The sequence below is a fragment of the Aminobacter sp. 01T433 genome (genome assembly GCF_056398585.1).
The window spans coordinates 420,022-444,219 of the sequence record NZ_JBFTPR010000002.1 but is presented as its reverse complement, the minus strand read 5'-3'; the positions used below and the strand labels follow the sequence as shown (position 1 = coordinate 444,219).

Sequence of the window (24,198 nt, the reverse complement as noted above, 5' to 3'; positions counted from 1 at the left end):
GCTTGATAGAATTGGTGGAAGCCGTTCAGCCCGCCACCGCGACCTCTGTGTCGGCCGTCTCGGGCCGGCGCATGACAGCTGCACGCGACAGCGATGAATTGTTTACCGCGCCATCGCACCAGCTGAGGAATTCCGAAAACGAGCTTGTCCACGACCGTCGTGCCGCCGAGTCGAGGCAGCCTTCCATGAGCGGAGCGAGCTTGCGGCGATCACGAGCGACCTCTTCGATGACCCCTGCCATCTGCCGCACCACCTGGGAGTCGACATCGGCATCAATGAGGATGCCGTCTTCGCCATCGGTGATAAGTTCGCCCACGGCGCCGACGGCGGTTGCGATGGGAACGCAGCCGAGCTGCTGCGCTTCTGCGATCATCAAGGGAGCGCCTTCCCAGCGCGAAGGCATGACGAGCACGTCGGCCCAGCCCAGCGCCTTGATCAGTTCCTTGCTGGCGAAGACCGGGGGGTGCACGTCGACGCCGAGGTCCTTCAGCAGTTCCGTCCAGGAAACGGTGGAATCAGCGAGAATCTCGCCTCCGATCGCCCGTGTGTCGACGGGAACCCGCGTGGCGTGCAGCTCCGCGATCGTCGCGGCCAGGCGGTCGATGCCCTTCTGCTGGTCGAACCGTCCCATATAGAGGAGCCGCAGCCGATCGTCCTTCCGCTCCCCCCTCCTTGCCGACACCACCTCGGCAAACGCCTTGGGCGGCACCGAAAAACTCGCGCCGTTGGCCACGGCGAAGACCTTTTCGAGGGGGACACCGAAACTGCGAAGGTAGATCTTTAGCTGCTCCGAGCACGTCAGGAACGCGTCGTAGCAATGCTCGTGGGCGATTGCCGCGAAGGGCTGGCCGGCCGGCCGTTTGAACGAGGTGTTGTCGACGACGTGAAGATAGCAGGCCGTACGCGTTCCTTCCGAGCGCAGCCGTGCAATCAACGGGTGGACCGACATCACATGGTTGTTGATGACCAGGTCGAAACCCGAGAGCTGCCCCTTCAGAGCGCCCCAGTCGACCTCGTGGTGATCGGCGATGAAGTCCTGGCCGAGGAACTGGCCCGAGCCTCCCCATGCCGGAATGCCCTCGTTCCAGAAATGGATATGATCGAAGCTCGCGTCGAACTCATCGATGACGTCCATGCGCAGGGTGCCGAGCACGAAGAGATGGGTTTCGTAACCGGCCCTCTTCAGCTCGCGCGCGGCCGCATAGACCACCTTCTCGGCACCGCCGAACGACGCATTGGGCACAAGCAGCGCAGCCGTGCGCTTGCCGTCGCTGTGGCCAAGCGGCAGGACGGGCGAACCGCCGATCTCTTTGCGCAGTGATTTGTACAGATCCGCAAAAGGCACAAGCCGTGCTGGCCGCCATGTCCAGCGTGCGCCCGCGGTCTGGCGCAGCGGGCTCGTGGCAATGGCGTTGACGCAATTTATCATCACCTGCTGGGGGGTGATCTGCGACCGCCGCGGCCGACTCCTCGGGAACGGGAACCGCACCTTCAGGATGGCCGAAGTGGGCCAGACCTGCTGGTTGCCGATCGAGGCGAACCAGTCCAGTGCGCTGTTTTGGATCACATCGCGAACTAGCGACGTAGGAATGAAGATGAGGTCGGCAGACGCGGCCTGCGAGGCCCCCGACTCCAGGATCACCGGTTCGATCTTGCGCTGCGTCGCATCGTTGCCGAGTTGGACGAAGACGATGTTCGCCTTCTCGCTCAGGCGCTCCAGGTGGCAAAGCACGTTGGGCAGCATGCGCGACCGTCGCAACAGGTCAAGCGTCGCGCCGCTGCCTGCGATCAGGAAAGGCGGGAAGTGGACATTGTCAGGCTCGCCGATGCTCGCCCAGAAATCCGGGATGATGTCGTCGAGGCGAAGCATCCTCGGCGCCTTGGTGGGATCGGTGAAGAACGAGATAGCGGCGTCTTCGGTCCGCGCGAAGAGATAGCGCGGGCATTCGTCATGCTCGAACTCGACAAGCATTGGACGCTGGAACAATGCCTTGTGGCGCTTCCTGAGGAAGCTGACCGAAGTGGCACGCTCGCGATTGGCTTCCTTGAAGCGGCTTTCCGCCCGCAGCCGATATTCGAAGGTGGTGTCGTGCGAGGGGACGCCGACGAAGCCGTGCTCGATGCAGGAAAGCCAGAACTCCCAGTCCTCGAATCCGTTCTGCCGGTCGTCGTTGAAGCGTACGCCGGCCAGGAAGACGTCGATGGAGATCATCGAGCCAGTGTCACAGATGTTGTCGGTGATGCAGTGGACAAGCCGCGAATAGCGGTTGCCGTAGTGCGCGCGCCAATTCACCGAAAAGGTATCGATATTGGTGTAGACCCAGCCGCAGCCGCTCGAGAGAAGTTGCTCGTATAGGGTTTCGATCGTACCCGGCAGAACCCTGTTGTCGGCATCGAGCAAATAGAGCGCCTTGGCCTGCGGCAGGTTTTCCAGCACGTAGTCGATCGCGCGATTGCGCGCCCCGCCCGGTCCGGCATTGGGGCCGAACACCACATGTATTTGAGGATGGCTGGCGGCATAAAGCAGCAGCAGGTCGAAAGCCTCGTGCCGTGGATCGCCGTCGACGGACACGACAATGGCGATCCTGCAATTGGAAGCCGTCGAAGCCAGGACGGATTCCAGCGCTTCCAGCGCAAGTGCGGCATGGCCGTAAAGCGGCATCGCCACGGCAATCAAATCGTGCTTACCGGCGGACATTGATCGCCTCCCCCGACTGCTTGACCAGTCGGAAGCCCGACACCTTGAGCCAGGAGAAATCGACTGAACCGGTGACGGCACGGCTCAGGATCATGAGATCCATGTGCGCGCGCACCGGCTCGTCCATGTGCATGTTGATGTTGATCGACTGATTGGGGCCGACCTCGCGCCAGCCGCTGAAGAAGGCCGACGGGTTTGCCGAGCCCGTACGCACCAACTCCGCCACTTCGGATCGTGCGTTGGCATTTGCCGGGGCAAGCAGGAAACTGACGGCCGCCGGAGCCCCTTCCGGATGGTCGATCACCGCGGTCGCCGAGAACGAAATGGTTCCAGGCTCGACTGCGCGGCTGACGGCGCCTGCGGATATTCCGCTCGGCAGCGGATGACACACCACCGCGTGCTCGTGCTCGAGGAAGCGGACGGTCTGGAATTCGGGGACAACCGGCGAGACCGAAACATCGACGATTCGGCTCAGCAGGTCCGGCGCTAGACGGTAATCTTCGATGAACTGGCCGTCCAGCAGGTAGGTCGGCGCGATCATGTTAGGCATACGGGCTGGCTTGACGCCGGGCAGTCCCGTGAACACGCGGAATGCCAGCGGCCTGAAATCGAGGTCGGGATGCGAGGCGTCCGACCGCGCGGTGTAGCGCTCGCTGGCAATCGGGAAGCCAAGGGACAGCCCGACAGCCTCGTGGCCCGTGGTCGACACTCGCAGCCGCAATGTCTTCGCCCCAAGCCCGCAAGCCCGCGGCAGCGAGAAGAAATTCCAGTTCGCGACGAGCTTTGAAGCGGGAACGCTCCACTCGGCCACGCCCTCGCGGCTCTCGACATAGCTCAGCGTGACGACCAGCTCGACGCCGTCCCTAGGCACTGAATGGAGATGAAGAGCGATGCCGGCCACGCCCTGGCTGGAAACGGGAAGAAGCTGCTCGACATAGGAACTCGACAACAACTGGCCGATACCTTCGTCCTTCGGGTCGACATATGGATCATGCGCAAAGACTTCCGCCACCGGCTCCCAGTTGCGCGCCTGAAATGCATCTTCGAGCGCGCGGTAATTCTCGAACAGCACTTCGCGCTCCCGGCGAAGCATGGCGAGTTCCGAAGACATCGAGGCGGTGAACCGCGACAGCCGCCCCAACCCGCCTTCGGCCAACGCAACAATGAGCGCGCACATCTCGGCCCCGTTTCGGGCATCGAGCCGTTGGACGGGAACTTCCGGCACCGTGGCAAGTCGCCTGAATGAGACAAGCGCATCCCTCAGGTCAGCTTCGGCTTCTTCCGAAAAAGCTATGGCGATGAGAGGAAAGGCGTTCTTGAGGATCGGTTGCGAACGTATGCCGTCGTCAAGAAAGACGACCAGATGTTCAATTCCAGCCTTTTGAAGATTCGCCCGGTCCAAATCTGACGCGACAATCAGCTTTATACTCGTCGTCGATTGCTTCCGGCCAGAAGACATCAACATTTGCACACATCACCCTCAATAACAATGATATAGTTCGAAATCTGAATTCAATCAGACGTCGAAAATCATTAGCAATCATTATGGGAGACACGTAGCAACAATTGCAGCTACCGACAATAATGAAAATCAGGAATTTACTTGAAAGTATACTTCAAAACTTGAAGTAATAATTACGCAATCTGCCATCTCAGCAATGGAAAGGAAGTTTATTCCGTCATTTTCGAAACCAGAGCAACCTGGCTCGCGACACATTCATCCAGCCGGAAGCGCTGTTCGATCGTCCGGCGCGCGGCGATCCTGAGGTCAGCGAAGCTGTCCGGGCTCTTCAGGACTTCGAGGATCGTCTCGGCCAGAGCGTCCGCGTCGAAGAACGGCACCAGAATACCGTTGCGGCCCGGGCTGATGACCTCGCGGACAGGCGCGGTATCGGAGCCGATGATAAGAGCACCGCAGGCCATCGCCTCCAGAACCGACCATGAAAGGACAAACGGGTAGGTCAGGTACAGATGGGCCACCGAAATCTGGAAGAGCTGGCGCAAGACCGCATGCGGAACCGGGCCGGGGAAAATCACCCGGTCTTTTGGAAGATCCAGCGAAGCGAGAAGGTGCTCCTTCCACGATACCCCGCCGGGGGCCGGTGTGCCGTAACTCACGCCGTTGCCGCCCACGAAGACGAACAAGGCATCGGGGTGTTTGCGGATGGCCTTGGACGCAGCCTCCAGCGCCTGGGGAAATCCGCGGTAGGGCTCAAGGTCGCGTGCTACAAAAGTGATGGTGGGAGGATTGCCAGCCTTGAGCACGCGTCCGTCCGGAAGCTTCAGGGAAGCGTTCGGATCAGGACGGAGGCGGTGCGTATCTATCCCCTCGTGGCACACCGTGATGCGCTCCCGCGCATCCGCCGGATAAAGGCTCCTCTGCCACTGGGTTGGACTTATGCCGCCCTCGAGCGCCTCGAGCGAAATGAGCTGCGCCATGTTGCGAAGCCTGATCCGCTTTCGCGTCTCAAGGTCGGGCTGGCTGTCCGGGGCAAATCCGACATCCGCACCATCTGCCCGATAGAAAAACTCGCAGTAGCCGAGCGCCGGGACATGCGGCAGCACGTCCTTCACGAACATCATGCTTCCCCAGCCGATGTGGCCGATGACGATGTCAGGACTTTGGCCCTGGCGCGCCATCGCGTCGAACGTCTCAGCGACGCGATGGCCGATCCGGGCATGGTGATCGGGTATGCCGAGATGGCGGGCCATCTGCGGATGGGCCCGCGGACCCGGCTCCGACCGGTGCCGCACAACGCGCACCGACGGGATTCGCTGGTCCACGGCCTCCGTTACCAGGCTCACCTCGTTCCCCGCCTGCGCCAGATGGGTGGCCAGGGCGGCGAACTGGCCGAAACCGCGCCGATGCACGAAAGCTACATGCATGACGCTCAGCCAGCCCGCGACAAGGAACCGCCCTTCAGCCGCAACTCAAACGCCGTAGCGCGCGGCATTGGCCCACACCAGCTCGAGCCGGTGCAGCGCCTGGAAGGCGGTTGCGAGATCCCGCAGGTCCTTTTCCCCACAAAAGGCTCGCTCAAAGGCCTTCGCCGCATCCCGCAGGTCGGCACAGAGCTGCCTGCCCCTTTCCGTCAGCCTGATTCGGGCCGAGCGCTTGTCGCGCTGGGAGGTGACGCGATCGATGTAGTCGCCGTCTGTCAGCTGCTTCAGGTAGTACGAGATGTTCGAGCCGACATAGTTGCCGCGATCGAGCAGCTCGCCGACCGAAAGCTCGGTATCGCCAATGGCCAACAGAACCATCACCTGGGCCGGCCCGATGTCGTCGACACCCAGCCGCGTAAGCTCCGCGCTCACCAAGCCAGAGAAGCGCCGACTGGACCGATCGAGCAGACGAGCCAGGTCAAAACATGAGACCTGAGGAGCATCGCTATGCTGCTGCTCGCGGTGCAGCTGATCACGGCGTGGCTCGTCAGGGGCGACATGCAGTCTATCGCCCCCGTTCCGTAACAATACAGCGTCTTCCAGACCCGTGAACGGGTAGAGAAGTCCTTGCGTCATCCACCTCTCCTATTTTTGTAATTTACTTCAAAAATTGAAGTAAAATTGCACAATGCCCCGCCCCATATCCCTACCCTTGAGAGTGTTATATTTATTGTGTCACACTGACGACAGCGATATTGCAATATGTTCTGCATGAGATGCAGATACCACCCTCAAATCACTAAACACGTAAGCCCCAGGCCAAATCGCCCATGTTCGATACTGTTCGAAAAAAACCGGTTGGCAAGAGCCAAAATGGGGCAGTTGCCGCCCAAAACGGGACACTCAATCCGAGGTTGCTCGTTTTGCAGGCAAGGCGTGTGTTTGGCGTGACGCTCCTTTATGCAGCCTTGCTGAGCGCCTGCATCAACCTGCTTCAGCTGACGATGCCCCTGTTCATGCTGCAGGTACACGACCGGGTGCTAAACAGCCAGAGCATCGATTCCCTCGTCATGCTGACGGTCCTGGCGGTTGGCGCCCTCGTGATCTACGGCGTGCTCGAATTCATCCGTGCCCTTTCGTTCCAGGCCATGGCCAGCGCGGTGACGCGATGGCTGAACCTGCCGCTGCTGACGGCCGCGGTTCAGGCCTCCGTCGATCAGGGCGTTTCCCGCGCGGCCCAGTCCCTGCGGGATCTGACGGAACTGCGCGGCTTCCTCACCTCGTCGGCCGTCAGCGCACCCCTTGATGCCGCCTGGTCGCCGATCTTTTTGGGCGCACTGTTTTTGCTACATCCCCTCTTCGGCGTGGTCGGCGCTATTTCGGTCGCGCTGCTCTTGGGCTGCGGGGTCATTACCGACCTGCTCACCCGTCAGCTCATGAAAGAGGCAAGCCAGACCAACACCGAGTCGGTGTCGAAAATCGCCGCATCTCTTCGTCACGCGGAGGCGATCGAGGCGATGGGCATGCTGCCCGCGCTGGCGCGGCGGTGGCGAGGCGCACAGATCCACGCGCTGGAAGCGCTTGAAAGCGGCGGCAGCAGAAGCAGGGCGATGTCGGCAATCACCCGCGTGCTCCGCTACGTCATCCAGGTCGTGACGCTCGCAGTCGGCGCGCTGCTTGTGCTGAAACAGGAAGTCAGCCCCGGCGCGATGATGGCGGCAAGCATCCTTGTCGGTCGGCTGCTCGTGCCCTTCGATTCTATCATCGAGAACTGGCGGCAATGGGTCCTGGCGATTGCCGGCTGGCGCCGGATCGAGGCGAGCTTGAACGAGGACCTGGCGGTGCGCCAAGTCATGCCTACGCCGCAGCCACACGGCGACCTCGTCGTCGACAAGCTGGTCTATGCTGCGCCAGGCATGGATGTGCCGATCATCAAGGGCATTTCCTTTTCCCTTTCCCCCGGCGAAGTGCTGGGGTTAGTCGGCCCCTCCGCGGCCGGCAAATCGACCTTGGCGCGCTTGCTCGTCGGTGTCCTCAAGCCAACGTCGGGCGGCATCTTCCTCGACGGCAACAATGTCTACCTCTGGGAGCGCGGCTCCTTCGGCCGCGTGGTCGGCTATCTTCCGCAATCGGTTTCGCTGCTTGAAGGAACGATCAGGGACAACATCTCGCGTATGGAAGATGGCGACCCGCACAGGGTGCTTGAGGCCGCACGGTTGGCGGACGTCCACGACATGATCGGCCGCCTCCCCCTGGGCTACGACACGCCGGTCGGCGACGGCCGGCTGACGCTTTCGGGCGGACAGAAGCAGCGCATCGCACTCGCCCGCTGCCTTTATGACCGTCCCCGGCTGATCGTGCTGGACGAGCCGAACGCCAATCTCGATGCCGTTGGCGAGCGCGCCCTCATCCGTGCCATCGAAAAGGCCCGAGACGACGGCGCCATTGTCGTGATGATCGCCCACAGGCCGACAATCATGGAGGTCGCTGACAAGCTGCTCGTCCTGGAAAATGGACGCATTACCCAGTTTGGCGAGCGCACTGATGTGGTTGCCTCGATGACTTCAGCTCAATCGTCGCGCGAGGTAGTGGCATCATGATGCGCAAGTCGATACCGTCGTCACACACCGAGGTTCAGCCTGTCCGCAAGCCCGATGTGGCGCACCACCAGCCGCGGGCGCTGTTGCCCGTAAGCGCCATGGAGCTGGAGATGGCCGAGGGCAAAGCCCGTTCGCCGCTCCGGCGCCTTGTCATCGCTGGGCTCACGACAATCCTGGTGTCGTTCGGCGGATTTCTCGGCTGGGCGTTCTTCGCCGACCTCAGTAGCGCCTCGGTGGCCAGCGGCACGGTCGTCGTCGATTCGAAGCGCAAGACGGTCAGCCATTTCGAGGGTGGCGTGTTAAGCCGCGTAGTGGTGCAGGAAGGCGATCAGGTCACCGTCGGACAGGCCTTGATAAAGCTTGAGGACACGCGGGCCCGCGCCGATCTGCAAGGCTTGGAAAGCCGGCGCATTGGCCTAATTGCCAAGCTGGCGCGACTGAGGGCGGAGCGAGCCGGCACCGAGGCGGTAGGTTTCCCCGACGAGTTTGGCGCCAGCAGCGACGCTGCGGTCCAAGACGCCATGGCTGCTGAACGGGCATTCTTCGATAAACGCCGCGAGTCCAAGACAGGGCGCAACAGCATCCAGCAGACAACAATCGAGGAATATGGCGAGCGGTCGAAGTTCCTGACCATTCAGGTCGATGCCATCGACCGGCAGATCGACCTCATCAACGAACAGAGGTCGGCCATCGCGACCTTGGTGGACAAAGGCTTCGCCCAGCGCTCCAAGCTCATAGAGATTGATGCGCGGCTCAGTGAGCTTGCCGCCAAGCGCGGAGAGCTTGCCGGACAGCGAGCCCAGGCTGAAAAGGCCGAAGCAGGCGCCGGACTTGGGTTGACGGGAATCGAACGCGACTTTCAGTCGGAAATTGCCGGCGAAATCACCACGGCCCGGCTCGAACTCGCAGATGTCGAAGAGCGAATTGTCGGTGCCAAGGACGTGTTGCGCCGCCTCGAGATTCGCTCCCCCCAGGCAGGCATCGTCACCAACATCCGTGTGCGCACGCCGGGAAGTGCCGTGACCCCAGGCGAACCGCTGCTCGACATCGTGCCGGAAAGCGAGCCGTTGCTCATCGAAATGCATGTCAGCACGCGCGACATCGACAGTATCGCGGTCGGCTCGCAGGCGCAGATCCGGCTGACGGCCTACAATCAGCGCTCGCACCTGCCCGTGGCAGGCAAGGTCATCTATGTGGCCGCCGACCAGTCCGTCGATGAAAAATCGAACATGTCGTACTTCGTCGCCCGAGCCCAGGTCGACCCAAACTCGCTGGCCGCCGATATGCGCCTCTATCCCGGCATGCCGGCGGAAGTGCTCATCGTGCACAAGCCGCGCCGGGCGATCGACTACCTGGTTTCGCCAGTCACCGACAGCTTCAATCGCGCCTTCAGGGAAGACTGACCCCAACTCTGCCCGAGTTCCGCTCGGGGACGATGGCTAAGCCCCGCCCAGCCTATGGGCACTCCGGCGACCCGCATCTCCGGCCGGCGACGCCCACCTTCGGATACTGCTGGAATTTAGTTCGAATTTTGAAATGCATTGCGTAAAAACCAGAATTACAGTCGCTATATTGTTCTCGTACTTTCTGTTTTAATTGATGATATTTACTTAGCTTTAGCAATTTTTTATCAAAAAAAGTCACTTTATGCTTCCGTATGTGTTGCGAATATCTTCTGTGCGTCGCACAATGATCTGGCGTAATTCTCGGATCCCCCCGGCGATACACGCATTCAAAAGGCGAAGAGGAGTAGCAGATGGCCACATTGGAAGGCGGCGCATATGACGACGTCCTGTTTGGCTCTCGCTTTGACGACGTCATTCGCGCCCTTGGCGGCGATGACCTCGTCAAAGGAGGCAACGGGCATGACATCATCTACGGGCACGGCGGCGACGACGTACTGTTCGGCGACAATGGAAACGACACTCTGTTCGGCGGCGACGGAGCGGACATCCTCTATGGCGGAAACGGCAACGACATCCTGAACGGCGGTCCTGGCGACGACATGCTGTTCGGTGACAATGGCGACGACATCCTCCATGGCGGCGACGGCAATGACATCCTGATGGGCGGCAAGGGCAACGACTTCCTGTTCGGCGGTGCTGGAAACGACATCCTCAATGGCGGCAAGGGCGACGACATCATGGTCGGCGGCAAGGGCAACGACCTGTTCGTCTTCGATGGCGGCGGCGGCAACGACGTCATTCTCGACTTCACCCCCGGCGAGGACCTGCTGCAGATCTCGAAGCATATCAACGGCCTCGACATTTCCTCCCCCGACGACATGGCTTCGCGCATCACCCAGGTCGGCGGCAATGTCGTGATCGATCTCGGCCACGGCGACTCCCTGACGCTCGTCAACGTCGACGCAAAGGACATGCAGGCCAATCCGGACCACTATTTCACGGTCCATTGAGCCTGACACGGCGTGCCCTGAACTCCCCCTGCAGGGCACGCCGCCCCCTCTCCAACCGATCTAAAGGACCAACGCGTGACGTCCGACCATTCGAAGGTCGCCGGCGGCGGTTCCAGCTTGGCACAGGCCTTCCAGCTCTGCTCGGAGGTGGCTGTCGTGGCCTGGGACATCCCCCCGCAACTACCAGCCTTGGGCAAGCTCACCCTGGCGATGCAGTCCCAGCCGGTTCCGCTCGTCAGCATGACGCTTCCGCGGGCCGATGGCGCGCAGTGCGTGCTATGGGCAATGAAGCCCGGACACGAAGCGGAAGACGTCCAGATCACCGCGGCTGACGGAAGCGCGCTGCAGGCATTCACGCTCCAGCCGGCCGCACGGCTGCCGCTTTTCGACGTGGAGACCCTGCTGGGCAATCTCTCGCCGGAAGGCCGCGTCAAGTTCCTGAACAATCTCCTGACCGTTTGGCGCAGTGCGTTCCGGCTGTCCCACGACGAGCTCTTCGGCAGCGTCGTCGAGGATGCCGTCTTCACCCTTGTGCCGGCGCCGCGGCTTGCCAGTTCCGTCTGCCAGATCGCACCCCGACGCTATCTCATCGAGACCGACATGAACCCTGACCTGGGGGAGATCACTGGCATCTATGCCATCGGCGCTGGTTTGATTCTACGGCTGCCGTTGCAATTTGTCGTCGCCAACAGTTCTGAGCGAGGTTGGCAGCCTTGCCATTTCATTTTCGACACGCCACGACCTGCCCGGCCGCTCCACATCATGTTCCTGGGCAAAAGAGGCATCGCCGTCCGTAACCTGCCGAACTGCAATCCGCGCCACCCCGATTCTCAGAAATGGTGGGCGGAGCAGCGCGGCGGCACGGGGCTACGCGAGTTCGTCGTGCGTCAACTCTCAACATTGGTGGGCAGCGGCACGGCAACTGCAATCGACCTCCAGCAGCGGGCCCCGCTTCCAGCACGGCAGGTCACCGGGCCCCAGATGCATGCGGCTGTCGACCTCGCGCTTTCCTTGCCGGACGGCCTGCTCGCCGGCGGCTGGACCAACGACCAGACGTCCAACCTTGCCGGCATCGACTATCTCAAGGAGGACGGCACAGCCCTGCCCCTCGACGGCAACTGGTACCAATTCCCGGCCTGGAGCCGCGAACCGAAGACCAATGCAAAGACAGCAGTGACCGGCTTCATCGCCTGGCTTCCGCTAAACGAGCCGCTTGGCCCGCTGCTCCAGCCACGCTTTCAGTTGCGGCTCGCCTCCGGTGCAGTGAAACCGCTCGTACCGAAGCCGCAGCCCTTCGAGCCAGGAGCGCAGCGCAACCGTCTCCTGCGCGCCGTACCCCCGCAGCATGCCGTAGACAATGCGTTCCGGACCATTCTTGCCCCGGCCATCCAAAGTGTCGAACAGGCACTGGGCAAAACCATAAGCGTCGACCACACCAAGGACTATGGCCAGCCTCGAAAGGCGCCGCTCGTCTCGATCGTGGTGCCTCTCTATCGGGTCCTGGATTTCCTGCGCTTTCAACTGTCCGGCATGGCCACCGATCCTTGGCTGGCGGAGAATGCCGAGATCATCTTCGTTCTGGATTCCCCCGAGATCGAAGACGAGGCGAAACACATGCTGGGCGGGCTGCACATCCTGCACGACCTTCCGATGAAGCTCGTGGTGATGAACCGCAATGGCGGCTATGCCCGGGCCTGCAACGCCGGTGCGCGCTTTGCGCGCGGCGCGGTTCTGGTGATGCTCAACTCCGATGTCGTGCCGCGCGAACCGGGCTGGCTTCAGTTGCTGGTGCGACCACTTCTCGAACAGCGCAAACTCGGCGCCATCGGCCCGAAACTGATCTTCGAGGACGGCTCGCTGCAGCATGCCGGGCTCTATTTCGGCCGCGACCAGCACGGCATCTGGCTCAATCACCATTTCTACAAGGGGATGCCCGGACGCTATCCGCCGGCGCAGGGCGCCCGCAACGTTCCCGGCGTCACGGGCGCATGCCTTGTGACGCTCACGGAAACCTATGAGCGGGTCGACGGATACACAGAGGACTATGTCATCGGCGACTACGAAGACAGCGACCTCTGCCTCAAGATCCGACGGCTGGGCCTTGAGATCGCCTATGAACCCGCGGCCTGCCTCTATCATTTCGAGCGCCGTTCAATCAGCCGCAGCCAGGACTACACGCGCGGCGTCGCCAGCCAATACAATTCCTGGCTGCACACTGAGCGTTGGGAAGACGACATCGCCGCGCTGATGGCTGCCTATTCCGATGGCCCAGGCGCGCAGGGCATCTCCATCGACATCGAAGCGACAAAAAGGAACGCCGCATGAGCGAAGCCGTTCTCCGCCATGACGCCCAGCCGGCGGCAACGGTCCGGGTACATCGCGTCAGCTGGCTGACAGAAGCGGTCCTGAATAACCGCTTTCTGCCGCAGCCGGATGCGAGCAGCGTATTCGTCGGCGACGGCAATTTCCGCGCCGTCGGCGCGGAGTTTCTTGGCCATTTCATACGCCTGGGCGGCCTGCGGCCGGAGCATCGCGTGCTCGACATCGGCTGCGGCATCGGCCGCATGGCCGTTCCGCTGACGCAATATCTGGACACTGAGAAGGGACGCTACAGCGGGCTCGATCCGGTCGAGGGCGGCATCGCCTGGTGCCGTCGTTTCATCACCCCTGTTTATCCCAACTTCGCGTTCCAGCGTCTCGACATCGCGCACAAGCTCTACAACCCTCAGGGCAAGATCAGCGGCGAGGCACTGAAACTCCCCTACCCCGAACGGCAATTCGATTTCGTGATCATGACATCAGTCGTCACGCACCTGCCGCCCGACGAGGTTCTCGTTTACCTGCGCGAGGTCGCCAGGATGCTCAAGCCGGGCGGGCGCCTGTTCATGACCGCCTTCGTGGTCGACGGCATTGCTGCGGCGAACGCATCCGGCAGGCGCGATCCCAGACTTGGCTTCGTCCGCGAGGGCGACGGACCCTGCTGGCACGTTCCCGACATGCCGCCGCTTGCGGCCGTCGGTTTCGACGACGGCTTCCTGGACCAGGCGCTGGAAAAGGCCGGGCTTGTGGTCACCATGAAATCCCTCGGCCATTGGCGCGGTCAGGACGCCGGCCACTACCAGGACCTCTATGTCGCCGAATGCCGAGGAGCCCAGCGGTAAGCATGCGCATCCTTATAGCGGCGCACAACCATCCGGCCCTCCACCCCGGCGGCACCGAGATCTTCGCGCACGACCTTTTCCGCGCCTACCAGCGCGCTGGCCACGAAGCACTTTTCCTCGGTGCGACGAATCAGGTCCATCGCCAGATCCGGCCCGGCACAAGCTTCCAGGGGCTCGGCAATGCGGCGGACGAAGTACTGTTGTGGTCGGGCCATTTCGACCGCTTCTACATGAGCCAGGTCGACCTCTACGGGGTCGTTCCGGACCTGGTGGAGCTGCTGTCCGACTTCAGGCCGGACGTGGTGCATATCCATCACCTGCTGCTGATCGGCGCCGAGTTCCCTCACATCGTCCGCCGGACGCTGCCGGACTGTCGTATCGTCATGACCCTCCATGACTATTATCCGATCTGCCATCATGACGGCCTGATGGTCCGCACCAACGGCAAGGAGCTCTGCCACACTGCCAGCCCGGACCGCTGCCATGCCTGTTTCAAGGACATCCCGCTCGACCGCTTTGCGTTGCGGGAGCGTCATCTGAAGGCCCTGCTGAGCACGGTCGACCACTTCGTGGCGCCGAGCCGCTTCCTGCGCCAGCGCTACGTCGACTGGGAACTTGCCGAGGACGCCATAAGCGTGATCCCCAACGGCCTGCCGCTTCGACCCACGCCTGAGGCCGCGCCAAGCGGCGATGGGCGTCCGACAGTGTTTGGATATTTCGGCAATCTCAATCCCTGGAAGGGAACGACGGTTCTGCTCGAGGCCGCCCGACTGCTCATCGAAGAAGGGCTCGAGTTCGAATTGCGCGTCCATGGCGGCACACCGTTTCAAAGCGAAGCCTTTGTCGCGGAGATCGACCGCCTTTTCAGCGACACGGCACCGACGGTGCAAAGGCGTGGGCCCTATCGGCGCGAGGACGTTGCCGAGCTCGTCGCCAGCGTCGATTGTACGGTCGTGCCGTCGATCTGGTGGGAGAATGCACCGCTCGTCATCCAGGAAGCCCAGGCGCAAGGGCGGCCCGTCATCGCCAGCAACATTGGCGGCATGGCCGAACTGGTCGAAGACGGGGTCAACGGTCTGGGGGTTTCGCCCAACGATCCGCGCGCGCTCGCTTCGGCAATTCGCCGCATCGCTGAGGCACCTGAGCTGCGGCAAAGGCTTTCCAAGAACGCACGCCAACCCGACGACATCGATACGACCGCCCGGCGCTACCTCGAATTGATCGAGGCGATCGAGTCAGCGCGTGTCCAAGCAGCATGAGGAACAACTGAATGCCCGTTGGTGCCGAAAAACCAAGCGCTGTGGCCGAGCAAAACAATACCAAGCCGGTGAATGGCCGCGTTGACGCCATCGACCAGGGCTGCGTCTTCGGCTGGGCCTTCGATCCCGCCGAGCCGAACAGGCGGCTTGCGATCCGGGCGACCCTGGACGGCAAGACGATTGCCGAGGCAGTTGCCGACCGCGATCGTCCCGATCTCAGGCGCAACGGCATTGGCGACGGCAAGCACGCCTTTGAAATCATGCTGCCGGAGCCGGCGGTCTTACGAGCTTCCGATCTCATCGTCATGGCTTTGAGCGGGACGGGCAACGAGCACGCGCTGCGCGTCCCCCGCCCCGACGAGCAGGCCGCTGGAGCCCTGATCGCCGCACCGCTCACCAAGGTCCTCGACAGGCTGGACGTCCTGATGGCGGCGCAACGACAGCTGCAGGTCTCGCAGCGTTCCTTCATGCGCACGCAGCAGCTCGACGACACCGGCGAGGCTGAGGCCGTTGGCCTCATCGACATCAGCACCGCCGTGTCCAGCCTCCGCACCGAGATCACGGAGCGACTGAGCGATCTCGACGTCCATCTGATGCGGCTCGACGGCGTGGTGGCTGGAATGGAAAAGACCCTGAGCGGACTGCAGAAGCGCTCCAACGGGGAGTTGAAACCGCTGCTGCTGTTGCTTTTCGTTCTGGTTGGTTTTGCAGCCGGCGCCGCCATGGCGCTCCTTGCACGGGCCTGAAACAACATGCTGGCCGTGGAAAATGGACCTCCCCTCTCCCTGCCCGCCGCGTCCCGGCGTATCAGCAGGATCCCCAGGGCTGGACGGGTTATTGGTTGCCAGATAGGCGGTTCTGCCCTGCTCGTGATCGGCACGGGCGGTCCGATGCCCAACGCGGCACTGGCCACACTCAATGACGATCCCACCGAGGTCTCGCCTGCCGCCATCATCAGCTGGCGATTAGCGATGCCATTGCCGAGCGCCACGCATGGCTTCGCGGCAATGTTGCATGTGAACGCCGCCGATCGCGCATTCGCCATCGCGCAGTTCGAGCAGGAAAGCCTGCCCAAGCGCCACGTCTTCACGCCTCGAACGGTCTCGGTCAACGAAGCCGCCGCGCTGCTGGCGGAGCTTTGCGGCAGCCAACTGGCCGCCACCATCGATTCCTTGGCAGATTTGCTTATCGCGGCGCCATCCGACCCTCACAGGCTGTCGGCTATCGTCGCCCTGGTCAAGGCGGCGCATGGGAGCAACGGCTTCCTTGAATTGCTTGGCGAAGGCCAGGACGGGGAGATTTTCCTGCAAGGCTGGGCCTACGACGTCATGTCTGGCATAGGCCGTGTGGTGGTCGACGGCGACGAGCCTTTGGTCGCGGTAGGTGCAATTGCCACCTATGCGCGGCAGGACATTCCTCAGTGTGCCCAGGCTTTCGCCGGACTTCTCGATGCGAGCGGGCCGATCAGTCCCGGCGGTATCGAAGGCCTTGTCTGGCGCGGCCGCCACAGCTGGCGCCATGTGGCCGTCCACGAGCGCAAGCTGATTGCCGGACCGCTCGAAACAGCTGGCCACGTGCGCTCGGTGCTGCCGCGGGCGCACAGCACGCCGCAAGCTCTGCTGCGCCTGCGCACGGCTGCCAACAGCTTCGATGGCACGGAGACAGTGTCGAGCCTACCCGTTCCGGTCCGCATGGGCGTGGACGACGTATTTCAGGTCGACGACGCGGGCTTTCTTGTCTCCGGCTGGCTGCTTGACCCCAACGGTCATGTCCAAAGCGTCAAGTTGCGCCGTCACACCGGCGAGACACGGCTCGATGAGAGCTGGAGCCGGATCGACCGGAGCGATGTGGCCGATGCCTTCGCAGACCATCCAACCTTCTCGCGCGCATTCGGTGACGGCGGCCACAGGCATGGCTTCGTCGCCCATGCGCGGTTGCCAGACGACAATGCGTCTTCGCCTCTCTACCTGGAACTCACATTGCGCGACACCCGCCGCGCCTTCATGCCGCTCTCGCCCTTGCGGACCACGGGCCGCCTCGCTGCGGTGCGCCAGATACGCGCCATCGACCCATCCGACTGGGCACTGCCGGAGCTCATTGAAGGCCAGATCGTCCCCCTTCTCCGCGCTTCGCCAAGGGCTACGCCGACAGTCAAGGACATCGTCGACGCCGGCCCGTTCGAAGCGGCGGCCGGTCCGCCGATCGTCATCAACGCCGGAGAAGGTGATGAGGACGGCATCGCTCCCCTTCTCGCCTTGCTGGCGATCGACCCCGAAACGAAGCGCGCGCCGATTGCCCTTGTCATGCCCTCGGAACGCTTTCACCGGCAGGTGCCCCGCATGAGCAAGCTCGCCGCGTTCTACGGGCTCTCGCTGAGGCTGGTCTCGGCCGGCGAGGCGGGCGATACCTATGATCTTCTCGAGGCAGGGGCACGGGCACTGTCGTCGGACACAGTAGTCCTGGTTTCAGGATCGCTGGTGCCGAACAAAGCCGGCTGGTACCGCAAGCTTGTCGACACCCAGGCAGCGCTCAAGAACAGCATCATCTCCCCTACCCTTGCCTATGAGGACTATTCTGTCCGCTGGGCTGGAACCTGGCCAGCGCGCCGCTACGAAGGCTACCCCATCAGTGCGGTGACCGGGTTCAAGCTGACGCCAGTTGCGGCAGCATCGCTGGACTGCTGCGTGATGCCGCGCGAGGCCCTCATCAAGGCTGGCGGCTTCGCAGGAGGGTATCTCGGCTCTCGCGACAAGGGCCTGGACCTAGGCCTTCGCCTCGGCCGCGCGGGCGTTGCCTGCTACTGGCTGCCATCCGTGCAGATGCTCGGTTCCGACGACGTGTCGAGCTCAGGCCTATCGGCCATGGGCGCTCTCGTGGAGAGCATCGATCGAAAGATCTTCGATATCAGGGGCATGGCTGCGCCTGCCGGCAACGCAAACCCATCGGAGGCGTCGCGCACATGACCGAGCAGCTTCGGGTCCTCGTCATCTCGCACGGGCATCCAGCACTTGCGCTGGGTGGTGCTGAAATCGCCTCCCACAACCTCCACCAAGGCCTGAATTCGCTGCCCGGTGTGGAATCGGTCTACCTGGCCCGTGTCGGCCAACCCTTTCCACGGCATGGTGCTTCGGCGCTCATGAGCCTTAGTCCAACCGAGGACGAGCTTCTGTTCCATGCCGACGACTACAACCACTTCTTCCTTTCGAACGGCGATACTGAGGCCCTCCAGCGCGACCTCGTGCGCTTCGTTCGCGACGCACGGCCCCATGTCGTCCACTTCCATCATGTTCTGGGCCTTGGAATGGAAGCGCTCTACGCGGTGCGCGATGCCCTGCCCCGGTCTGTCATCCTGGTGACGCTCCACGAATACCTGTCGATCTGCCACAACCATGGCCAGATGGTTAAGCGACCGACCGGCCAGCTCTGCAGGGAAGCATCCCCCATCGCCTGCCACGGATGTTTCCCCGAAATACCAGTGTCGCATTTCCTCAAGCGCGAGCGATTCGTGCGCGGAATGCTCGACTTGGCGGACGGTTTCGCTTCCCCAAGCGTGTTTCTGGCCAAGCGTTACGCCGAATGGGGCATCGAGGCGGACAAGCTGTCGGTCATCGAAAACGGGATCACGCTGGGCGAAGTCGTACCCGCACGCGAGCTTCCGCCCCTTAGCCCACGCCGGAACCGCTTCGCCTATTTCGGCCAGTTGACGCCCTTCAAGGGCGTCGACGTGCTGATCGACGCGGTCTCGCGGGTGCCCGAGGACATCTGGGGCGACGATGCCTGCCTGATGATCTACGGCGGCAATCTCGAGCGCCAGCCGCCTGAATTCCAGGAGCGCCTGAAGAAGCTCCTCGACTACGCCGGCCGCCGCGTGCGCTTCTACGGCGCCTACCAGAACGCCGACATGCCGCGCCTGATCGGCTCGGTGGATTGGGTTGTGATGCCTTCCACCTGGTGGGAAAACTCGCCGATGGTGATCCAGGAAGCGCTGCACCACCGCAGACCCCTCATCTGCTCCGACATTGGCGGCATGGCCGAAAAGGTACGGGACGGAAAGGACGGACTGCATTTCCGCGCAGGCAGCGCGCAGGATCTCGCCGATCGCATGGCCGAGGTGTTGAGCGCGCCGCAGGCCTGGGACCGGCTGCGGGCTTCGATGAGGCAACCCACGAGCCACATCGATTGCGCCCGCGAACATGTCGAGCTCTACCGTCGGCTGCTGCGTCGGGATCATGGCGACGTCTCTGGTGGCGGGACCCGCCCACTATCGCAGGCGGGTTAGGCAGCAGATGGCACGCGTATTCGCAATGTACCTCGAAATGCCCCGTTTCCCGACTGAAGGCGGCACCGCTCGCCAGACGATGGGCAGAGGCAAACCCCAGAATATTTCCGCTCACAAAGTCACATGACCCGGAGGGCTACCACCATGCACCAGAAGATCCGCAAGGCCATCATTCCTGCCGCCGGTTTTGGGACGCGCATGCTTCCGGCAACCAAGAGCATTCCCAAGGAACTGCTGACGATCGTCGACCGCCCCCTGCTCGACTACATCGTCGCCGAGGCATTCGCCTCGGGGATCGAACATGTGATCATCGTCACTGGGCGCATGAAAGGCGCGATCGAGGACCACTTCGATCACGCGTTCGAACTCGATGTCAGCCTGCGCAATGCCGGGAAGCTGCACTTGGCCGACCGGATCGCGCAGGACACGCCGGGTGCCGGGACGATTTCCTTCGTGCGACAGCAGCAGGCACGGGGTCTCGGCCACGCCGTATGGACGGCCCGCCACATCGTCGGCAACGAGCCCTTCGCGGTGCTTTTGCCCGATATGCTCATGGTCGCCGACAGGCCATGTCTGAAGTCCATGGTCGATCTCTATGAAAGCCACGGCGACAACGTCGTCGCTGTGGAGAGATGTGCGCCCGAGGACGCCCACAAGTTCGGCATCGTCTCGCTCAAGCCCACCGCCGACGGCCCGGTCGTGACCGGGCTTGTGGAGAAACCGGCCCCCGGCTCGGCGCCCAGCAACCTCTTCATCTCCGGACGTTACATCCTGCAGCCCGAAATCTTTTCCATCATCGAGCGGCAGGCGCCGGGAGCGGGCGGCGAAATCCAGCTCACCGACGCCATGCTCACGCTTCTGGAGTCCCGGGACATCCGGCCCTTCGAGTTCTGCGGCCACACCTTCGATTGCGGCGTCCCGGCCGGCTTCGTGACCGCCAACCTGCACATGGCGGCCCAGCGCGCCGATCTCGCCCCTCACATCGGGGCCGCAATGGATGCCCTCTACCCGGCACGGCGCGCAGTGGCATGAGCGTTCTGCCGGCGGCCCAGGCCACTGGTCGTCAGGCTTCGGTCAGTGCGCCGTCCAACGTGGTCGGCACCTGGTCACCCTCTGACACGGCCAGCTGCTCGGCGCCGGATTCGCCCTGTATTTGATCCAGTTCCGCCGCTGCGCTGTCCATCGCGCGATTGAAGGCTGTGACCATGGCCTCGATGTCCTCGGTCGAATGTGCCGCCATGACCTGGAAGCGGAACCGCGACTGTCCCAATGGCACGGCCGGAAACTCCACCAGATTGGCAATTCCGCCATATAGCGCGAGGTATTTCGAGGCCAGCCGCCCCAAGGCTTCACCGCCGACGCGCACCGGCACAATGGGAGAAGGCTCCCCCAGCACCTCGCGGCCGGAGCGCGCCATGGCTTCGCGCAGATAAGTCACGTTGTCGTGGAGCTTGCGCCGCAGTTCCTTGCCTTCGTTCGACCGAATGATCGCAAGCGCTTCCATTACAGTCGCCGCCTGGACTGGCGACAGGGCATTCGAGAAGGTGTGGGGCGCGCTGTAATATCTCAGATATTCGGCCGCGGCCCGTGTCTTCACCGCTACAAAGCCGCCGTTGGAGGCGAAGGTCTTGGAGAAGCTGCCGATGATGACGTCTATATCGCCGAGCATCTCTTGCTCGCCGATGCGGCCAAGGCCGTCCTCGCCCATGCAGCCGAAATCGTGAGCGACGTCGACCAGCAGGCTGGCTCCATAGATATCACAGATAGTCCGAAGCGACCTCAGGTCAGGGGTGTCCGAATGCATCGAAAAAAGGCTCTCGGTCACAACCAGAATGCCGTTTTGCGTGTCCACCGCGCGAATGTTCGCCAGCTTGCGGACCAGCGCATCCTGGTTGAGATGGCGGAAGTAGTGCACGTTGCCAGTGGCGGCCGATGCGCCTGCCTGGAGGCAGGAATGTGCCAGCACGTCCATCACGACATGGTCGTCTGAACGGACGAAGCCCTGGATGGCGCCGTATCCGGCAGCCCATCCGGTCGGATAGAGCACGACCTGGCGGCCGCCGACGAATTCCGAAAGGGCTGCCGACAATTGCAGTGAGTAGGCGGTGTTGCCGAGAAGGGCAGCGGAGCCTGCGCTGTGAACGCCGTAAGTGTCGATCGCCGCCCTTGCCGCAGCCTTTATCCTGGGATGGGAGGACAGGCTGAGATAGTCCTGCGAGGCGAAGTTGACGCCTGAGCTAGCCTCCCCGGTATCGGTCCTGATATCCGATCGCGGCCGGGGCGCGGATGAGGTCGACCGAGCGTATGGCCACAGGCCATGCTGACGCCGGAGATCCTGCCAACTGAAGAAGCTCTCGGCACGCGCCATAAGACCGCTGTTCTTCAGCGCGCGATAATCCTTCAGGCTCCCGGACAGTGCAGCCTTGGGTACTGATTTCATCGGTGACGTGTCTCTCGTTCGGTGCGAAGGTCTCGGGCGAGGTGTCTGGGCTGTTCCTAGAACCTGTAACTCACCCGTGCCTTCACGAGATCGAGCTGGCCGTCGATCAGCGTTCCGTCGAACCGATCGAACTGCATGTGATCCCAGCTCACGCCGGCGGCGAGATGGTCGGTCAGCAGATAGTCTGCACCCATGCCTGCTACCCAGCCCCAATCCTGCAGGCCGATATTGGTGGTGATGTAGGTGGCTCCGGCGTGCCCGGTGAGCAGCAGGCGATCGAAGGCGAAGCCGGCGCGAGCTTTTACCGAGGTGGCGTCTTCGACATCAATGGGGAAGCCTTCGAAATTGATGTCGAGCCGCGTGTATTCGGCTTCGCCTCCGACAACGAAGGCGCCGAATTGATGAAGATAACCGACGTGGGCACCAAAGACGACGCCATCTCCGGACGAACGGAACGGCGGCGTAAACTGGCGGTCGACATCGCGAAGCCAGCCATAGCCGGCCGAGACGCCGACATAGGGTGCGCTCCAGTCAACCGCTGGCTGCCCGACAAGGTCTGCCGCGTCTCCCACATTGGCCGAAAGCATTAAAGTGAAAATGCCGAATATCTGCGCTCTCATGGTGACCCTAATCGAATCTCATACAAATGAGAGCGCAGTAGATGGCTTTCCGCATCGCATTCAAGCTGAATTGGAGAGGATAATTAATTTTCTTTTAAGTACTTTATTGCGGTAAAAGCCAAAACTACAAAAAATCACTATATCAATATTGACAAGATTCCAATTAATACTTTGATCAAAGCGAAAATTTTCAAAAGATTTCTACAAGATATAACAATATATATCATCTCCGAATATGCTGGCAATGGAGGATGGTCAGCTTTTTCGCCGCGACGGAGACTTGTTCACGAGTTTCCGCCCGCCATCAAAAGCTCCGGAAATTCGCCCAAGGGCACAACTGCAGCGCAGGCAAAGCAGCTGGACTTGCCGCGTCTTCGCTAGCAATACGCCTTCGGCGGGAGACACTTGCGCGCAGGTAGGCGTTTCTGCGCGATCTACTGCACTGCCGCCGGTCTGAGTTCATCGGCAGGCCTCGAGAGCACAATCGTAAATCAGACGCCTCTCGGGCCAGCGCGCTGCCTTGATCTTGTCTGCGCCCCGGAGGGCTTGCGCAAGTATGGCAGCTTTTGGAGAGCCGGACGCCGCTCGGTGAAGGTCATCTGAATGGCTGCGTTTCGCGGGCTCGCAGGAGTGTGCCGCCAAGCGCGATCGCCGCCATGATCGCCAGAAGCACGGCTGCGTCCAGGAAGAGCCCCTGGTAACCAGCGGTCATGATCACCGGTGTGCTGAGCAGTGGCGAGATGAATTGGCCGGTGAACACCGAGGCCGTCAGTATGCCGCCGGCCAACCCTCGGCGATGCGCTGGTGCAAGAGCGAGTGTCAGCGCGACAAATGTCGGCGAAACCGCCGCATAGCCCGCACCGATCAGAGCAGCGCCAGCAAAGGTGAACAAAGGCACCGCAGAAGTCACCAACAGCAGGAAACCAGACGCCATAGCAGCATACCCAATTGCATAAACGCCAGCGTAGCCGATAGCCCGCTGTATCCGGGAGTAGACCAACGCCACGCTGCCGCCACTCAGCATCAGCACGCTGAGCGTCATGCCCGTCATGGCGGCACTGCTATAGCCCTCGGCATCAAGGAAGAACGGTAACTGCGTCGGCATGATGAAAAAGAACATGTTCGTTATCGACTGCAGGACGACCAGACCAAGAAATGGCAGACGCCATTTCCGCTGCTCCTCCGATCCGGACGCACAGGCAACTTGGCCTGCTGAAAGCGTCCGCTGCGGCTCCACGATCACCTTCCATGCAATCGGCAGCACCAGCAGGGCCAACCCGTACACACCGAAGGCCCATCGCGGCGATACCGCCGCGACTAAGCCTGCCAGTAATATGAAAACCAGGCCGCCAAAGTTTCGAGCCGAGACTTGCAATCCCGTCAGCGCACTCCGGGCCTCACCAGTGAAATAATCGCCGACCAGTGCCGTCTGCGCGGTCATGATAAACGCGACGGCGATCCCCAATGCGATGCGACTCAGGAAGATCGCCGGCAAGTTGGGGAGGTACAAGCCGGCGCTGCCTGCGATCACAAAAAGAACAATGCCGGCAAGTAGTAGAACGCGTCGTCCGATCCGGTCCACGGCAAGCCCCGCCAATGGAGCGAGGAGCGCAATGCTCAACGAAGGGGCCGTGACCAGGAGCCGCGTCAGCAACGCCGAATGGGGATCGTCTGCGAACAGTTGTTGCAATCCGGGGAGCGCGGGGCTGATCGTCGCGTTTGCCATCACTGTTAGCGTTGCCGCCATCAACAGCGCGACTGCGCGGCTATCCCGCCAGATCACCATATCAGTCGTTCTTGATGTGCTTTCCATCCTATTTCCCTTGCCGCAATTGTCGTTGC

Annotated in this window: 17 protein-coding genes; 10 read left to right on the top strand and 7 right to left on the bottom strand. The window is 62.1% G+C overall.

Annotated features, from left to right (window positions below):
- Nucleotides 1-25: 25 nt before the first annotated feature.
- The 4 genes from AC1DLV_RS04810 to AC1DLV_RS04795 form a co-directional block, all read right to left on the bottom strand.
- Entirely contained in the window at nt 26-2,698 is a 2,673-nt protein-coding gene (locus AC1DLV_RS04810) for a glycosyltransferase (protein ID WP_476798427.1), read from the bottom strand.
- Nucleotides 2,685-4,157 (bottom strand): DUF6212 domain-containing protein, encoded by a 1,473-nt coding sequence (locus AC1DLV_RS04805; protein WP_476798426.1) that lies wholly within the window; start codon nt 4,155-4,157, stop codon nt 2,685-2,687. Before AC1DLV_RS04805 ends, AC1DLV_RS04810 begins: the two co-directional genes overlap by 14 nt.
- A 212-nt stretch (nt 4,158-4,369) precedes the next feature.
- Nucleotides 4,370-5,584: a glycosyltransferase family 4 protein gene (locus AC1DLV_RS04800; RefSeq protein ID WP_476798425.1), complete on the bottom strand. Its 1,215-nt coding sequence runs from the start codon at nt 5,582-5,584 to the stop codon at nt 4,370-4,372.
- A gap of 45 nt (nt 5,585-5,629) precedes the next feature.
- On the bottom strand, nt 5,630-6,217 hold the full coding sequence (locus tag AC1DLV_RS04795; protein ID WP_476798424.1) for a MarR family transcriptional regulator: 588 nt from the start codon (nt 6,215-6,217) through the stop codon (nt 5,630-5,632).
- A 194-nt stretch (nt 6,218-6,411) separates the two neighbouring features.
- Here AC1DLV_RS04795 and AC1DLV_RS04790 point away from each other — a divergent pair, with 194 nt between their 5' ends.
- From AC1DLV_RS04790 to AC1DLV_RS04745, 10 genes are all read left to right on the top strand, one after another.
- Nucleotides 6,412-8,181 (top strand): type I secretion system permease/ATPase, encoded by a 1,770-nt coding sequence (locus AC1DLV_RS04790; protein WP_476798423.1) that lies wholly within the window; start codon nt 6,412-6,414, stop codon nt 8,179-8,181.
- Nucleotides 8,178-9,584 (top strand): HlyD family type I secretion periplasmic adaptor subunit, encoded by a 1,407-nt coding sequence (locus AC1DLV_RS04785; protein WP_476798422.1) that lies wholly within the window; start codon nt 8,178-8,180, stop codon nt 9,582-9,584. The genes AC1DLV_RS04790 and AC1DLV_RS04785 overlap by 4 nt, the downstream gene beginning before the upstream one ends.
- Nucleotides 9,585-9,937: 353 nt before the next feature.
- Nucleotides 9,938-10,597, top strand: coding sequence for a calcium-binding protein (locus AC1DLV_RS04780; RefSeq protein WP_476788814.1), 660 nt, complete (start codon nt 9,938-9,940; stop codon nt 10,595-10,597).
- A gap of 75 nt (nt 10,598-10,672) precedes the next feature.
- Entirely contained in the window at nt 10,673-12,922 is a 2,250-nt protein-coding gene (locus tag AC1DLV_RS04775) for a glycosyltransferase family 2 protein (protein WP_476798421.1), read from the top strand.
- The gene (locus AC1DLV_RS04770; protein ID WP_476798420.1) at nt 12,919-13,758 is read left to right on the top strand and encodes a class I SAM-dependent methyltransferase; all 840 of its coding nucleotides are present in this window, start codon (nt 12,919-12,921) and stop codon (nt 13,756-13,758) included. The genes AC1DLV_RS04775 and AC1DLV_RS04770 overlap by 4 nt, the downstream gene beginning before the upstream one ends.
- A 2-nt stretch (nt 13,759-13,760) precedes the next feature.
- On the top strand, nt 13,761-15,017 hold the full coding sequence (locus AC1DLV_RS04765) for a glycosyltransferase family 4 protein (RefSeq protein WP_476798419.1): 1,257 nt from the start codon (nt 13,761-13,763) through the stop codon (nt 15,015-15,017).
- Nucleotides 15,018-15,028: 11 nt separating this feature from the next.
- Entirely contained in the window at nt 15,029-15,763 is a 735-nt protein-coding gene (locus AC1DLV_RS04760) for a hypothetical protein (protein WP_476798418.1), read from the top strand.
- A 6-nt stretch (nt 15,764-15,769) separates the two neighbouring features.
- Nucleotides 15,770-17,980, top strand: coding sequence for a glycosyltransferase family 2 protein (locus AC1DLV_RS04755; protein WP_476798417.1), 2,211 nt, complete (start codon nt 15,770-15,772; stop codon nt 17,978-17,980).
- Nucleotides 17,977-19,296, top strand: coding sequence for a glycosyltransferase family 4 protein (locus AC1DLV_RS04750; protein WP_476798416.1), 1,320 nt, complete (start codon nt 17,977-17,979; stop codon nt 19,294-19,296). The genes AC1DLV_RS04755 and AC1DLV_RS04750 overlap by 4 nt, the downstream gene beginning before the upstream one ends.
- 144 nt (nt 19,297-19,440) lie before the next feature.
- Complete coding sequence (locus AC1DLV_RS04745) at nt 19,441-20,328, top strand: UTP--glucose-1-phosphate uridylyltransferase (protein WP_476798415.1); 888 nt, start codon at nt 19,441-19,443, stop codon at nt 20,326-20,328.
- 31 nt (nt 20,329-20,359) lie between these two features.
- Here the strand turns inward: AC1DLV_RS04745 and AC1DLV_RS04740 are convergent, their stop codons facing one another.
- The 3 genes from AC1DLV_RS04740 to AC1DLV_RS04730 all read right to left on the bottom strand — a co-directional run bounded on the left by AC1DLV_RS04740 (nt 20,360) and on the right by AC1DLV_RS04730 (nt 24,169).
- The gene (locus AC1DLV_RS04740) at nt 20,360-21,736 is read right to left on the bottom strand and encodes an aminotransferase class I/II-fold pyridoxal phosphate-dependent enzyme (RefSeq protein ID WP_476798414.1); all 1,377 of its coding nucleotides are present in this window, start codon (nt 21,734-21,736) and stop codon (nt 20,360-20,362) included.
- A gap of 56 nt (nt 21,737-21,792) precedes the next feature.
- Complete coding sequence (locus tag AC1DLV_RS04735; RefSeq protein WP_476798413.1) at nt 21,793-22,356, bottom strand: outer membrane protein; 564 nt, start codon at nt 22,354-22,356, stop codon at nt 21,793-21,795.
- 595 nt (nt 22,357-22,951) lie between these two features.
- Entirely contained in the window at nt 22,952-24,169 is a 1,218-nt protein-coding gene (locus tag AC1DLV_RS04730) for an MFS transporter (protein ID WP_476798412.1), read from the bottom strand.
- Between the last annotated feature and the right edge of the window lie 29 nt (nt 24,170-24,198).

Excerpts from the sequence above, each read along its gene's own strand:
- AC1DLV_RS04810 (WP_476798427.1), bottom strand. The coding sequence starts at position 2,698 with ATGTCCGCCGGTAAGCACGATTTGATTGCCGTGGCGATGCCGCTTTAC.
- AC1DLV_RS04780 (WP_476788814.1), top strand. The coding sequence starts at position 9,938 with ATGGCCACATTGGAAGGCGGCGCATATGACGACGTCCTGTTTGGCTCT.
- AC1DLV_RS04730 (WP_476798412.1), bottom strand. The coding sequence starts at position 24,169 with ATGGAAAGCACATCAAGAACGACTGATATGGTGATCTGGCGGGATAGC.
- AC1DLV_RS04795 (WP_476798424.1), bottom strand. The coding sequence starts at position 6,217 with ATGACGCAAGGACTTCTCTACCCGTTCACGGGTCTGGAAGACGCTGTA.
- AC1DLV_RS04740 (WP_476798414.1), bottom strand. The coding sequence starts at position 21,736 with ATGAAATCAGTACCCAAGGCTGCACTGTCCGGGAGCCTGAAGGATTAT.
- AC1DLV_RS04755 (WP_476798417.1), top strand. The coding sequence starts at position 15,770 with ATGCTGGCCGTGGAAAATGGACCTCCCCTCTCCCTGCCCGCCGCGTCC.
- AC1DLV_RS04760 (WP_476798418.1), top strand. The coding sequence starts at position 15,029 with ATGCCCGTTGGTGCCGAAAAACCAAGCGCTGTGGCCGAGCAAAACAAT.
- AC1DLV_RS04735 (WP_476798413.1), bottom strand. The coding sequence starts at position 22,356 with ATGAGAGCGCAGATATTCGGCATTTTCACTTTAATGCTTTCGGCCAAT.
- AC1DLV_RS04745 (WP_476798415.1), top strand. The coding sequence starts at position 19,441 with ATGCACCAGAAGATCCGCAAGGCCATCATTCCTGCCGCCGGTTTTGGG.
- AC1DLV_RS04770 (WP_476798420.1), top strand. The coding sequence starts at position 12,919 with ATGAGCGAAGCCGTTCTCCGCCATGACGCCCAGCCGGCGGCAACGGTC.
- AC1DLV_RS04765 (WP_476798419.1), top strand. The coding sequence starts at position 13,761 with ATGCGCATCCTTATAGCGGCGCACAACCATCCGGCCCTCCACCCCGGC.
- AC1DLV_RS04790 (WP_476798423.1), top strand. The coding sequence starts at position 6,412 with ATGTTCGATACTGTTCGAAAAAAACCGGTTGGCAAGAGCCAAAATGGG.
- AC1DLV_RS04785 (WP_476798422.1), top strand. The coding sequence starts at position 8,178 with ATGATGCGCAAGTCGATACCGTCGTCACACACCGAGGTTCAGCCTGTC.
- AC1DLV_RS04805 (WP_476798426.1), bottom strand. The coding sequence starts at position 4,157 with ATGTCTTCTGGCCGGAAGCAATCGACGACGAGTATAAAGCTGATTGTC.
- AC1DLV_RS04750 (WP_476798416.1), top strand. The coding sequence starts at position 17,977 with ATGACCGAGCAGCTTCGGGTCCTCGTCATCTCGCACGGGCATCCAGCA.
- AC1DLV_RS04800 (WP_476798425.1), bottom strand. The coding sequence starts at position 5,584 with ATGCATGTAGCTTTCGTGCATCGGCGCGGTTTCGGCCAGTTCGCCGCC.